Source organism: Cupriavidus phytohabitans (genome assembly GCF_000426345.1).
Taxonomy (GTDB): domain Bacteria; phylum Pseudomonadota; class Gammaproteobacteria; order Burkholderiales; family Burkholderiaceae; genus Cupriavidus.
Genome location: NZ_AUFE01000012.1, coordinates 76,959 through 90,499, shown reverse-complemented (window position 1 = coordinate 90,499; position 13,541 = coordinate 76,959). Strand labels below are relative to the sequence as shown.

Annotated in this window: 12 protein-coding genes; 8 read left to right on the top strand and 4 right to left on the bottom strand. The window is 67.9% G+C overall.

All coding sequences use genetic code 11. From position 1 onward, the window contains the following. Positions 1–73 precede the first annotated feature (73 nt). The 5 genes from K309_RS0111860 to K309_RS0111840 all read left to right on the top strand — a co-directional run bounded on the left by K309_RS0111860 (position 74) and on the right by K309_RS0111840 (position 5,381). Positions 74–1,477, top strand: a complete 1,404-nt coding sequence (locus K309_RS0111860) for a C4-dicarboxylate transporter DctA (RefSeq protein ID WP_029046615.1) — start codon at positions 74–76, stop codon at positions 1,475–1,477. Positions 1,478–1,524: 47 nt separating this feature from the next. After that, on the top strand, positions 1,525–2,217 hold the full coding sequence (locus tag K309_RS0111855; RefSeq protein WP_029046614.1) for a GntR family transcriptional regulator: 693 nt from the start codon (positions 1,525–1,527) through the stop codon (positions 2,215–2,217). A 616-nt stretch (positions 2,218–2,833) separates the two neighbouring features. After that, positions 2,834–3,637, top strand: coding sequence for an SDR family oxidoreductase (locus tag K309_RS0111850; RefSeq protein WP_029046613.1), 804 nt, complete (start codon positions 2,834–2,836; stop codon positions 3,635–3,637). A 54-nt stretch (positions 3,638–3,691) separates the two neighbouring features. After that, positions 3,692–4,477 carry an enoyl-CoA hydratase-related protein gene (locus K309_RS0111845; protein WP_029046612.1) on the top strand — a complete coding sequence of 262 codons (786 nt, stop codon included), beginning with the start codon at positions 3,692–3,694 and terminating at the stop codon, positions 4,475–4,477. A gap of 55 nt (positions 4,478–4,532) precedes the next feature. Beyond that, positions 4,533–5,381 carry a crotonase/enoyl-CoA hydratase family protein gene (locus K309_RS0111840; RefSeq protein WP_029046611.1) on the top strand — a complete coding sequence of 283 codons (849 nt, stop codon included), beginning with the start codon at positions 4,533–4,535 and terminating at the stop codon, positions 5,379–5,381. A gap of 10 nt (positions 5,382–5,391) precedes the next feature. Here the strand turns inward: K309_RS0111840 and K309_RS0111835 are convergent, their stop codons facing one another. From K309_RS0111835 to K309_RS36435, 3 genes are all read right to left on the bottom strand, one after another. Then, complete coding sequence (locus K309_RS0111835) at positions 5,392–5,766, bottom strand: DUF2784 domain-containing protein (protein WP_029046610.1); 375 nt, start codon at positions 5,764–5,766, stop codon at positions 5,392–5,394. 19 nt (positions 5,767–5,785) lie between these two features. After that, positions 5,786–6,706 carry a LysR family transcriptional regulator gene (locus K309_RS0111830; RefSeq protein ID WP_029046609.1) on the bottom strand — a complete coding sequence of 307 codons (921 nt, stop codon included), beginning with the start codon at positions 6,704–6,706 and terminating at the stop codon, positions 5,786–5,788. 63 nt (positions 6,707–6,769) lie between these two features. Beyond that, positions 6,770–7,720, bottom strand: coding sequence for a LysR family transcriptional regulator (locus K309_RS36435; protein ID WP_035877275.1), 951 nt, complete (start codon positions 7,718–7,720; stop codon positions 6,770–6,772). A 376-nt stretch (positions 7,721–8,096) separates the two neighbouring features. Here K309_RS36435 and K309_RS0111820 point away from each other — a divergent pair, with 376 nt between their 5' ends. Both K309_RS0111820 and K309_RS0111815 read left to right on the top strand, forming a co-directional pair. Continuing rightward, positions 8,097–9,410, top strand: coding sequence for an MFS transporter (locus tag K309_RS0111820; protein ID WP_029046608.1), 1,314 nt, complete (start codon positions 8,097–8,099; stop codon positions 9,408–9,410). A 43-nt stretch (positions 9,411–9,453) separates the two neighbouring features. After that, entirely contained in the window at positions 9,454–10,668 is a 1,215-nt protein-coding gene (locus tag K309_RS0111815) for a M20 aminoacylase family protein (RefSeq protein ID WP_029046607.1), read from the top strand. On the opposite strand, the gene K309_RS0111810 is transcribed toward K309_RS0111815, so the two are convergent. Beyond that, positions 10,669–11,394, bottom strand: coding sequence for a hypothetical protein (locus K309_RS0111810; RefSeq protein ID WP_029046606.1), 726 nt, complete (start codon positions 11,392–11,394; stop codon positions 10,669–10,671). A gap of 294 nt (positions 11,395–11,688) precedes the next feature. Here K309_RS0111810 and gcl point away from each other — a divergent pair, with 294 nt between their 5' ends. Further along, entirely contained in the window at positions 11,689–13,473 is a 1,785-nt protein-coding gene (gene gcl / locus K309_RS0111805) for a glyoxylate carboligase (protein ID WP_029046605.1), read from the top strand. Positions 13,474–13,541 lie beyond the last annotated feature (68 nt).

Genomic DNA, 13,541 nt, shown 5'->3' with positions numbered 1-13,541 from the left:
CCGCCGGTGATTCCTGGATCGAAATGGGCCAGCCAGCGCACATGCGCAGGGCCGGCCCGGCACGGAGACAACCATGCAGCACGCAGTTCCCTCGCACCGCCCGGGCACCCCACGCCTGCACACCCGCTTTACCCGCTCGCTGTTCGGCCAGGTGCTGATCGCCCTGGTGATCGGCACGGCACTCGGTCTTGCCTTCCCCGAATTCGCCGCCAAGCTCAAGCCGCTCGGCGACGCCTTTATCAAGCTGATCAAGATGCTGATCGGCCCGATCGTGTTCTGCGTGGTGGTGGCCGGCATCTGCGGCGCCGGCGAGCTGAAGAAGGTTGGCCGCGTCGGCATCAAGGCGGTGGTGTATTTCGAGATCGTCACCACCATCGCGCTGGCGCTGGGCATCCTGCTGGCTTATGTGTTCCAGCCCGGCGTCGGCATGAACGTGGATCCGCGCTCGCTCGACGCGTCGGCCATTGCGGGCTTTATCGACAACGCCACCAAGGTCAAGGACCAGGGCACGGTCGACTTCCTGCTCAAGCTGATCCCCAATACCGTGTTCGGCGCCTTTGCCAACGGCGACGTGCTGCAGGTGCTGCTGGTGTCGATCCTGTTCGGCTGCGCGCTGTCGCTGGTGGGCGAGCCGGGCCGGCCGCTGGTCAAGCTGATCGATACGTTCTCGCACACGCTGTTCAAGATGATGGGCTTCATCATCAAGCTGGCGCCGCTGGGCGTGCTGGGCGCGGTGGCCTTCACCGTCGGCAAGTACGGCATCGGCTCGCTCAAGCAGCTGGGCTTCCTGGTGTTCCTGTTCTACGGCGCGGTGATCGTGTTCGTGCTGGTGGTGCTGGGCACCATCATGCGCGTGTGCGGCTTCTCGGTGATCAAGCTGATCCGCTACCTGCGCGCCGAGCTGCTGGTGGTGCTTGGCACCGCTTCGTCCGACAGCGTGCTGCCGCAGGTAATGAAGAAGCTGGAGTTCATGGGCATCAAGAAGTCGGTGGTGGGCCTGGTGATCCCGACGGGCTATTCGTTCAACCTGGATGCGTTCTCGATCTACCTGACGCTGGCTGCGGTGTTTATCGCCCAGGCCACCAACACGCCGCTGGCAATGGCCGACCTGCTCGGCATCCTGGCGGTGGCGCTGGTCACCTCCAAGGGCGCGCACGGCATCCCGGGCTCGGCCATCGTGATCCTGGCGGCGACGCTGTCGGCGCATCCGGCAATCCCGGCGATCGGCCTGGTGCTGGTGCTGTCGGTGGACTGGTTCATCGGCATCGCACGCGCGCTCGGCAACCTGATCGGCAACTGCGTGGCGACCGTGGTGGTGGCCGCGTGGGAGAAGGATATCGACCGCGAACGGGCGCGCGGCGTGCTCAACGGCACGATCGAGGCGACCGACCTGGATGCCGGCCTCGCCGCCATGGCGGATGACACTGCCGTGGCCGGTTCGCCCGCCGCCGTGCCGGGGACTGTCGCGGGGCGCTAGAATCACGGCATTTCCCCAACGCGCAGCCCCTGCGCAAGTGCGCTGCCATGCCCGAGCATATCGATCCCGACATGACCGCTGAAGCGATCGCCGACGACATCGTCGCGGCGATCGTCTCGCACCGCCTGCCGCCCGGCACCAAGCTGCGCGAGGAGGCGCTGGCCAGCGTCTACCGCGTCAGCCGCACCAAGGTGCGCGCGGCGCTGCTGATGCTGAGCAAGGACAAGGTCATCCAGATCGTGCCGGACAAGGGGGCGTTCGTCGCCAAGCCCAGCGCGGAAGAAGCGCGCGAGGTCTTCGCCGTGCGCCGCATCCTGGAAGCGGCGCTGGCGCGCGAGTTCGTCGCCAAGGCAACCGCGGCCGACTACAAACGCATCGACAAGCACCTGGCGGCCGAGCGCAAGTCGGTGGGCGGCAATGATGCGCAGGTGCGCACCCGGCTGCTGGGCGACTTCCATATCGTGCTGGCCGAAGTGGTCGGCAACAACGTGCTGACCGAGATGATGCGCGAGCTGTCGACGCGCAGCGCGGTCATCACCATGCTGTACCAGTCCCGGCGCGATGCGGCGTGCTCGTCGGACGAGCACCGCGAATTCATCGAAGCCGCGCGCGCGGGCGATGCCGAGCGCGCCGTCGCGCTGATGGTGGACCACCTCAGCCATGTCGAAAGCGCGCTGCATTTCGAGGAAACCGCGCCGGTGGCGCGAGGCAAGGACCTGGTCGCGGCGCTGCTGGCGTAGGACTCGAGCAGGCCGTTGAGCAGCGCTTGACGTTGGTCAAAGCGGCCTGGGCCGCGCCCGGGCACACTTGTCCTCGCCATGAAGACGCGGGGGCGCACTTCATGAGCACTCCGCCTTTCGCGCATCATCGCCGGAAGGCCGCCCGCACGCTGCAACGGTGTGCGGGCTTTCTTTTTTCTGAGGGCTGGCTTTTGCAGCGCTGAGCATCGGAGGCCAGCGGGTCCTCGCGAACAATGCCGCAGCGCGGCAAATTCCCTTTCCGGCCAATCACTTGCGCAAGCGCGTGCGGCTGCAATGCCGTGCGGGGTTGCGCACATTGACGCACCGCCTCCCTTCCATCGCTGACGAAACGCGGCCATAACCGAATGCGTGCTTCGGGTTAGGATCGCGAGGGCCCAACACAGAGGCCTGCGCCGCGACACCGCCGCGGACGCGCACCAGAACAACCGTCATGGAGACCCATCATGCGTGATCGCACCGCGCCCGCGCGGCCGTCCGGCCTGCGTTCGCACCCTCTCCCGGTTTTCATTTCCTGAGCGCCGCATCCGCAGGCTCCTCCTGCCTGCGGATGCGGCCGCCCCTCGCATTGCCTGACCATCGATCAAGAGGACTATCCATGCCCAGTGCCTTTCGCGCAGACGCCTTCGCCGGCAAGACAGTATTCATCGCCGGCGCTTCTTCCGGCATCAACCTCGGCATCGCGCACGGCTTCGCCCGCGCCGGCGCGAAGCTGGCGCTGATCAGCCGTACCGAGGACCGTATCCAGGCCGCCGCCGACGGCATCGCCGCCGCGGGCGGCACCGCGATCGGCATGGCGGCCGACGTGCGCGACTATGCCGCGGTGGAGGCGGCACTGGCGCGCACGCGCCAGGAGCTGGGTCCGATCGACGTGGTGATCTCCGGCGCCGCCGGCAACTTCCTCGCGCCGGTGGTTGGCATGTCGGCCAATGCGTTCAAGACCGTGGTCGACATCGACCTGCTCGGCACCTTCAACGTATTCCGCGCCAGCTTCGACTACCTGAGCAAGCCCGGTGCGTCGCTGATCGCCATCACCGCGCCGCAGGGCGTCAACGCCATGATGTTCCAGGCCCATGCCTGCGCGGCCAAGGCCGGCATCAACATGCTGATCAAGTGCCTGGCAATGGAGTGGGGCCCGGCCGGCGTGCGCGTCAACGGCATCTCGCCCGGGCCGATCGCCGATACAGAAGGCATGGCGCGGCTGGCGCCGACGCCCGAAGCCGAAGCGCGCTACAAGGCACGCCTGGCGCTGCGCGACTACGGCACCAAGGAAGATATCGCCGACGCCGCCATGTACCTGAGCAGCGACAACGCGCACTTCGTGACCGGCACCATCCTTGACTGCGATGGCGGCAGCAAGCTGGGTGACGCTTCGGCCGACGCGCTCAAACCCATGCGCTGACGTGCGTCCCCAAAAAACTCAAGAGCAACCACAACGATACATGGAGAACCAACGATGACAGCATCCGTGCTCTACCAAACCAGCGCAGGCGTGGCGACGCTGACCCTGAACCGCCCGGACGTGCTCAACGCAATGAACGCCGACCTGATGCGCGAGCTGCGCGAAGGCGTGGACCGCGCCGCCGCGGATGCCCAGGTGCGCGCCGTGCTGATTACCGGTGCTGGGCGCGGTTTCTGCGCCGGCGCCGACCTGGCCGCGCGCCAGTCGGGCGGCAATGGCCTGCAGGATTCCGGCCAGATGCTGCGCGAGCGCTATCACCCGATCATCCTTGCGCTGCGCCAGATGCCCAAGCCGGTCATCACCGCGGTCAACGGCGTGGCCGCCGGTGCGGGCATGAGCCTGGCGCTGGCCGGCGACGTGGTGCTGGCAGCGCGCTCGGCCAGCTTCCTGCAGGCGTTCTCCAAGATCGGCCTGATTCCCGATGCCGGCAGCACCTACTTCCTGCCGCGCTACGCCGGCGAGATGCGCGCCCGCGCGCTGGCCATCCTGGCCGAGAAGATCGATGCCGAGGAAGCGCACCGCATCGGGCTGGTGTGGAAGGTCCATGACGATGCCGCGTTGCAGGATGAAGCCGGCAAGCTCGCGCAGCACCTTGCCACCATGCCGACGGCGGCCTACGGCATGATCAAGGAAGCGCTGAACCAGAGCTTCGGCAACGATCTCGCCGCGCAGCTGGAAGTCGAAGCCACGCTGCAGTCGCGCGCCAGCCGCAGCGACGATTGCAAGGAAGGCGTCGCTGCCTTCGTGGAGAAGCGCAAGCCGCAGTTCAAGGGCCGCTGAGCAGCGTCCTCGCCGTTTGCACCACACCCGGCATACCAACCCAAGGAGCCCGCGCATGAGCGCCAGCAGCAATGAACGGATCATCGTCACCATCGAAGGCGGCGTCGCCGACGTGCGCCTGAACCGTCCTGACAAGATGAATGCGCTCGACCAGGCGATGTTCGACGCGCTGATCGAGACCGGCGAGCAGCTGGCCCGCATGCCGGACCTGCGCGCCGTGGTGCTGTCAGGTGAAGGCCGAGCCTTCTGCGCGGGCCTGGACATGGGCCGCATGGCCGGCATGCTGTCCGGCGATGGCGGCAGCAGCGAAAACGGCAGCGACGGCGACAGCATTGGCGGCGGACGGCTCGGCAAGCGCACCAACGGCATTTCCAACCGCCCGCAGTACGCCTGCATGGTGTGGCGCGAGCTGCCGGTGCCGGTGTTCGCGGCGGTGCACGGCGTGGCCTTCGGCGGCGGCCTGCAGGTGGCGCTGGGCGCGGATGTGCGCTACGTCGCGCCCGATACGAAGCTATCGGTGATGGAGATGAAGTGGGGCCTCGTGCCCGACATGGCCGGCATGGTGCTGACGCGCGGGCTGGTGCGCCCCGACGTGCTGCGCGAACTGGTCTACAGCGCGCGCGTGCTCAGCGGCACCGAAGCGTGCGAGCTGGGGCTCGCCACCTACGTCGCCGACGACCCGCGCGCCGCGGCGCTGGAAGCGGCGCGCCAGGTCGCGCAGAAGAACCCGGATGCGATCCGCGCGGCCAAGCGGCTGATGGCCGTGGTCGAGCGCGGCGACAATGCCGCCATCCTGCAGGCCGAGTCGGACGAGCAGGACCGCCTGGTCGGCTCGCCCAACCAGCGCGAGGCGGTGCTGGCCAACATGGAGAAACGCGCGCCGCGTTTTGACCCGGCGCGTTGAAGCCTTTCGCTCAACGGTGGCGCCGTCGGCGCCACCACCTCGCATAGACCGCCGCGTAGACCGTCACGTTGACCACCAGCACAATCAGGCCAAGCCAAAGCTGCACGGCAGGCGTCAGTCCCACCGGATAGATCAGCGGCAACAGGTAGCGCTCGACAAAGCCCTCGCTGTAGCCCGCCTCTCCCGCGGCACGGCGCAGCGCATTCTCCAGCGGCGTCAGCGGGCAGATCCAGCCGGACCACTCGATCATCACGCCCCACGCCGCGGCCGGCAGGTGTACCCATGCCAGCCGGGGCCAGCGCAGCACCAGCAGGCCGCCGGCCACCACGAACACGATAAACAGGCCGTGCACGATGACGACGAGGTCGGCGAGCCAGGCTGCCATGGCATCGGCGCAAAGGCCTTCAGTCGCCGTTACCGCCGGCCATCCAGTAGCCGGGACGCGCGAACTGCGCTTTCAGGTGCTCGATAAAGAAGCGGATCTTGGCCGGCACCGGGCGCTGCTGCGGGTACACCGCGAGGATGTCGTAGTCGGGCAGCGCGTATTCGTCGAGCACGGTAATCAGCTCGCCGCTCTCCAGCTGCGGCAGGATCTCCCAGGTCGAGCGCCAGCCCAGCCCGAGTCCCTCGCCGGTCCAGCGGTGCAGCAGCTCGCCGTCGTTGCAGTCGAGGTTGCCGTTGACGCGCACCGTCACGGCCTTGCCGTTCTGGCTGAAGTACCAGCCGCGCTGCTGGCCGCCCTGCAGGTTGAACGCCAGGCAGTTGTGGTGCTCGAGGTCGTCCAGCGTCTGCGGCACGCCGTATTTGGCAAAGTACGCGGGCGTGCCGCACACCACGCGCTTGTTCTGCGCCAGCTTGATCGCGACGAAGTTGGGGTCGATCGCGCCGCCGATGCGGATGCCCACGTCATAGCCCTCGCGCACCAGGTCGACCACGCGGTCGGTCAGGTTGAACGAGATCTGCACTTCCGGGTTCGCGGCCAGGAAGGCCGGCGCGTGCGGCGCCACGTGCTTGCGGCCGAACGCGGCCGGCGCCGACACGATCAGGTGGCCGGTGGCCTTGTGCTTGCCTTCGGCGATCAGCATCTCGGCGCGGTCCAGGTCGGCGAGCGCCTTCTTGCATTGCTCCATGAACACCGCGCCCTGCTCGGTCACGGCGATGCGGCGCGTGGAGCGGTGCAGCAGCTTGACGCCGATACGCGCTTCCAGCGCGTTGATGCGGCGGCCGATCATCACCGGCGTGACGTTCTGCGTCAACGCCGCGGCCGCCATGCTGCCGTGCTCCACCACGGCGATAAAGGCTTCGATTTGCTTGAGTTTGTCCATCGGATATCAGTCTCCCGGGCGCCATTGTGCGGCATCGGCGCCGCCGTGGCATCCCGGCGGCGCTTATGAAGCGGATCGGGCCCGGCGCATGGCGGGCGGCGCATCGCGGCGCTCGCGGGCACAATGCCGCACTTCGCGGCTGAATTCGGCACACGCGTGCGTCATCAGGTCGACCGAGCGATAGACCAGGAATACGCGGAAATCCGGCAGCTCGTCCTGGATCGGCAGCGGCACCAGCTGGTCGCTGGCCAGCTGCAGTGGGCCGCCGGTGCCGTGGAAGACAAAGTCCGACCACATGCTGATCAGGTCGGTGCGCGTGGCCAGCTGCAGGCCGAGCAGGTTCGATGCGCTCTGCACCACCCGGCGCGGCATCTCCATCCGGTGCAGCCGCATCAGGCTGGCGAGCGGGCTGCCGGCATCGTCGACCGGGTCGAGCACCAGCCAGTCGGCATCCAGCAGCGGCCGCAGCCGGCGCGTGCGGCGCAGCGGGTGGCCGGCGCGCACGGCCAGTTTCATGCCGACCGAGAACAGCGGCTCCCATTGCAGCGAGGCCGAGCCGGGGCCGCTGTTGGTGGAGATCAGCCCCAGGTCGAGGCGCCCTTCGCGCAGGCCTTCCTGGATCTGCTGGGGGCGCAGTTCGAACCCGCGCAGCGCGACATTCGGGAAGCGCTGCCGGAACGCCGCGATGGCCGCCGGCAGCGGGCCGCTGGAGGCCACCGCGGTGAAGCCGATGTTCAGTTCGGCCTCGGCATGGCCGCGGATCGACTCGATGTCTTCCAGCGCGTGCCGCAGCTCTTGCTCGACCACGCTGGCGCGCTTGACCAGCGCCAGGCCGTAGGCAGTCAGGCTGACGCCGCGCACCGAGCGCGACAGCAGCGTCACGCCGAGCTCGCGCTCCAGCTCGGCGATGGCCTTGGACAGCGCCGGCTGCGAGATATGCAGCGCGCGCGCCGCTTCATGGATGCTGCCGTGCTCGGCCACGGCAAGCAGGACCCGCAGTTGGTGCAGTTTCATCGCTTCTGTTTCCGTTTCTGTTTCCTGTTCCATGATGCCGTGCGCAATGCCCCGGCGCGGGGCCACACGCCCCATCCGCGGGCGCAAACGCCGACGCGCGTCGCGGGCCGCACTTCCGGCCCTTACCCCCTCCGCCCAAGGCTTTGCCGGCATCCTTCAGTAGTTTTCCCGATACCGGGACGCCACCGGTTATGACGGTGATTCGATCTGGTTATCAGGATGAAAATATATGATTTTTTGTCCCGGTCCGTTTGCCTGAATACTCAGCGCCACAGGTTGCCAACCTGACTGCCGCGCGAGCCGCTCCTGCTCACCGGGCCCCGACAACACCGGTCCGCCGTGCGTGCAGCCCCCCACCAGTTCGTGGAGACCTTGCATGAACGACGCCACCTTCGCGACGCCTGCCAGCGTCGCGGCCGCCCCCGCCAGTACCGCCAGCACACCTCGCAACCAGAGCCAGTTCCGCCTGATCGCGGCGTGCTCGCTGGGCAATGCGCTGGAGATGTTCGATTTCACCGTCTACAGCTTCTTCTCGCTGCTGATCGGCAAGCTGTTCTTCCCCTCCGACAGTCCTTATGGCTCGCTGCTGCTGGCGGTGGCCACCTTCGGCATCGGCTTCGTGATGCGCCCGCTCGGCGGCGTGGTGATCGGCAGCTACGCCGACCGGCGCGGCCGCAAGGCGGCGATGACGCTGACCATCGGCCTGATGGTGCTCGGCACGCTGTGCATCGCGCTGGCGCCGCCATATGCGTCGGCCGGCATCGCCGGCTCGCTGATGATCGTCGCGGGCCGCTTGCTGCAGGGCTTTTCGCTCGGCGGCGAGATCGGTGCCTCGACCGCGATGCTGATGGAGGCAGGCGGGGTCAAGGGCCGCGGCTGGCGCGTCAGCTGGCAGCTCGGCAGCCAGGGCATTTCGGCGCTGCTGGGCGCGCTGACCGGCGCCACGCTGTATGCCGTGCTGCCGGCCGCGTCGCTGGAAAGCTGGGGCTGGCGCCTGCCCTTCCTGGTCGGCCTGCTGATCGCGCCGGTGGGACTCTATATCCGCGCGCACCTCGACGAAACCCACCAGGCCGACGCCCACGCGCCGAGCCCGCTCGGCGAGCTGTTCCGCAACCACTGGGCCACCGTGCTCAAAGGCATTTTGGCAACCACGGCCGGCACCGCGACGATGTACCTGGTGGTGTTCTTCATGCCGACCTACATGATCCGCGTGCTGCATATGCCGGCGTCGCTGTCGTTCCTGTCGGGCTGTGTCACCGGGCTGACGCTGACGGTGGTGTCGCTGTTCGCCGGCCGCCTCGCTGACCGCCTGGTCGCGCGCAAGCCGCTGGTGGTGGCCTCGCTGGTGCTCAGCATGCTGGCGGTGTACCCGGCGTTCTGGCTGATCAATGCCTATCCGAGCGTGCCGCTGGTGCTGTGCGTGTCGGCGCTGCTGACCGCGCTGGTCAATCTCGGCACCACGCCGATGTTCCTGATGATGCTGGAGATGCTGCCCGCCGGCGTGCGCGCCAGCGGCCTGTCGGTGATCTACAGCGTGGGCGTGACCGTGTTCGGCGGCTCGTCGCAATTCATCGTCACGTGGATGCTGGCCCGCACCGGCAACCCGATGTCGCCGGCCCTCTACATGCTGGTCTGCGGCGTGATCACGCTGCTGGCCGTGCTGCGCATCCGCGAGAACCGCATCCACTGAGCCGCGCCCACTGAACCCTGACCATTTTCCGGAGACCGCTCCCATGACCCGCGCACCGACGCTCCAGCCATTCCAGTACCTGCCGCACCTGCTGCCGGCCATCGGCATCGACGCCGAGACCTTCGTCGGCATCCGCCGCCAGATCCACGCGCAGCCCGAGCTGGGCTTCGAGGTGGGGGCGACCAGCAGGCTGGTGGCGACGCTGCTGGCCGACTGGGGCTACGAGGTCCACACCGGCATCGGCAAGAGCGGCGTGGTTGGCCAACTGAAGCGCGGCCGCGGCACGCGCCGCCTCGGCATCCGCGCCGACATGGACGCGCTGCCGATCACCGAAGCGACCGGCTTGCCCTACGCCAGCCGGGTACCCGGAAAAATGCATGCGTGCGGCCACGACGGCCATACCGCGATCCTGCTGGCGGCGGCCAGGGCAATTGCCGACCAGCCTGATTTCGACGGCACGCTCAACCTGATCTTCCAGCCCGATGAAGAGAACCTGTGCGGCGCGCGCGCGATGATCGAGGACGGGCTGTTCAAGCGCTTCCCGTGCGATGCAATCTTCGCGCTGCACAACATGCCGGGCGTGCCGGCGGGTTCGTTCCGCGTGCTGCCAGGGCCGGTGAGCCTGTCGTCGGACGTGGCCGACGTGACCGTGCGCGGCGTGGGCGGCCACGGCGCGATGCCGCACCGCGCACGCGACCCGATCGCCGCGGCGGCGGCCATCGTCACCGCGCTGCAGACGGTGGTGGCGCGCAACGTCGCGCCGGACGATACCGCGGTGGTGTCGGTCGGCTTTATCCGCGGCGGCGCCACGCACAACGTGATTCCGGAAGCCGTGACGCTGGGGCTCAACGTGCGCGCCGCGCGGCCAGAGACGCGCGCGCTGGTCGAACAGCGCATCCGCGAGATCGTCGCGCTGACAGCACAGGCGCATGGTGTTGAAGCGGAAATCGACTACCGCCAGCTGACGCCGCCGATGGTCAACGCCGAAGCCGAAACGCTGCTGGCGCAGCGTGTCTGCACCGAGCTGGTCGGCGCGGACAACGTGGTCACGCAGGCGCCGAAGGGACTCAACGGCAGCGAGGATTTCGCGTGGATGCTCAACGCAGTGCCGGGGTGCTACCTGATCCTTGGCAACGGCGAAGGCGAATTCGGCGGCTGCATGGTGCACAACCCCGGCTACGACTTCAACGACGCGGTGCTGCCACTGGGCGCGGCGGCATGGGTGCGGCTGGTGCAGACCTATCTGGCCGCGGCCTGATCACGCCTCCTGCCGGACGGCGGCCCGTTGCGCGCGCCGCGCGTCCAGTTCGGCATTCATCCGCGCGGCTTCTCCCAGCACGTAGGCCAGCCGCCGCAACGGCCGGCTGCACTGCACATGCAGGTACAGGTAGCTGGCACCGCCGGCTACCAGCATCACGCCATAGCCCCACAGCAGCATCGGCACCATCTGCTCCGGACGCGGCAAGGCGCGCCACGCGCTGGCCAGCACCACCGCGGCGGGCGCCAGCGCCAGCAGCAGGCCCACGGTACGTGCCGCCCCTTCCCAAAGCCGCAGCTGCAGGGCCACGCGCCGCTGGCGCGCTTCCAGCTGCGCCGGCGGGATGCGCGCCAGCTGCCGCAGCAGCGCGTCTTCGGCTGCGCGCTGGCGGTCCATTTCCCGGGCTTGCCAGCGCAGCGGGTTGCGCAGCCTGGCCAGCACCGAGCGCGTGCGCGCCAGCCCGGCGCCCACATAACAGGCGGCTGCCGTAGCCAGGAATGCCTCGAACGCGCGCAGCGACCACGGTGGCACCGGATGCTTCAGCCACAGCCGCCACACGGCCAGCGCCCCGCCGCCAAGCAGGGTCGCCACCAGCGCGACGATAAAGCCGATCCACAGCAAGCGGGCCAGCCCGCCGGCCGGCGGGCTGGCCGATGGCGGCGTGGGCGCGCTGGGGGCTTCGAGCGCGTCAAGCAGTTCGTAGGTCGGCGGCAGCCTGGAATACATGGTCGGCTCGGGCAACGGGATGGCGCCATTTTCGCCGCTCAGGCACGTGCCGGATAGCCACCTCGGCGGGCAGTGCCGGCAGCGTACCTACTGCTGCGCTGCGTGGCCGTTTCATCACACCACATATCCAATTGCATACGCTGGCGTGCCATCGGCGACCGTCTCATCGGCCTTCCAAGGTCATATTGCATACCGGAAGTATCGAATCAACTGATCGTCCTTCTGTTTATCCCAGGCCGGTCGGGGAATAGGATCGACTCCAATGCGAATCCCACCACCATTGGAGACAAGATCATGGCAAAGATGAGAGCAATCGACGCGGCCATCGCGGTTCTGGAGAAGGAAGGCGTGACCACGGCGTTCGGCGTGCCGGGCGCGGCGATCAACCCGTTCTACTCGGCGATGCGCAAGTCGGGCAACATCAGCCACGTGCTGGCCCGCCACGTCGAAGGCGCCTCGCACATGGCCGAGGGCTACACCCGTGCCGAGCCGGGCAATATCGGCGTCTGCGTCGGCACCTCGGGCCCCGCCGGCACCGACATGATCACCGGCCTGTACTCGGCCTGGGCGGATTCGATTCCCATCCTCTGCATCACCGGCCAGGCGCCGCGCGCGCGCCTGTACAAGGAAGACTTCCAGGCCGTCGACATCGAGTCGATCGCCAAGCCCGTGACCAAGTGGGCCGTGACCGTGCGCGAGCCGGCACTGGTGCCGCAAGTGTTCCAGCAGGCGTTCCACATCATGCGCTCGGGCCGCCCGGGTCCGGTGCTGATCGACCTGCCGTTCGATGTGCAGGTTGCCGAGATCGAATTCGATCCCGAGACCTACCAGCCGCTGCAGCCGTACAAGCCGGCCGCATCGCGCGCCCAGATCGAGAAGGCCATCTCCATGCTCAACGCGGCCGAGCGCCCGCTGATCGTGTGCGGCGGCGGCGTCATCAACGCTGACGCTTCGGACCTGCTGGTCGAGTTCGCCGAGCTGGTCAACGTGCCGGTGGTGCCGACACTGATGGGCTGGGGCGTGCTGGCCGACGACCACCCGCTGCAAGCCGGCATGGTCGGCCTGCAGACCTCGCACCGCTACGGCAACGCCACGCTGCTGGCCTCCGACTTCGTGATGGGCATCGGCAACCGCTGGGCCAACCGCCACACCGGCAGCGTCGACGTCTACACCAAGGGCCGCAAGTTCGTGCACGTCGATATCGAGCCCACCCAGATCGGCCGCGTGTTCGGCCCGGACCTGGGCATCGTCTCCGACGCCAAGGCCGCGCTGGAGCTGTTCGTCGAAGTCGCCCGCGAAATGAAGATGGCCGGCCGCCTGCCGTGCCGCAAGTCGTGGGTGGCCGACGTGCAGAAGCGCCGCCGCACCATGCAGCGCAAGAGCGACTTCGACAACGTGCCGGTCAAGCCGCAGCGCGTGTACCGCGAGATGAACCAGTACTTCCCGCGTGACGTGCGCTACGTCAGCACCATCGGCCTGTCGCAGATCGCCGCGGCGCAGTTCCTGTCGGTCAACGAGCCGCGCCACTGGATCAACTGCGGCCAGGCCGGCCCGCTGGGCTGGACCATCCCGGCCGCGATCGGCGTGAAGACCGCTTCGCCGGATTCGGACGTGGTAGCGATCTCGGGCGACTACGACTTCCAGTTCATGATCGAAGAACTGGCCGTGGCCGCGCAGTTCAAGGTGCCGTACATCCACGTGGTGGTGAACAACTCCTACCTCGGCCTGATCCGCCAGGCGCAGCGCGGCTTCGAGATGGATTACTGCGTGCAGCTGGCCTTCGACAACGTCAACTCGCCCGAGCTGAACGGCTATGGCGTGGACCACGTCAAGGTGGTGGAAGGCCTGGGCTGCAAGGCGATCCGCGTGTTCAAGCCGGAAGACATCGCCCCCGCCTTCGCCGAGGCGCGCGACCTGATGGCCGAGTTCTCGGTGCCGGTGGTGGTCGAGGTGATCCTGGAGCGCGTGACCAATATCGCGATGGGCACCGAGATCGACAACATCAACGAATTCGAGCCGATCGAGGATATCGAGGACGCTGACGAGGCGATCCTGACCGAAGAAGTGGAAACGGCGTAAGACCTTCCCGCCCCCTGCAGGACCAGAACGCCATCCCCGCGCCAGCGGGGATGGCGCACAAAAACCAA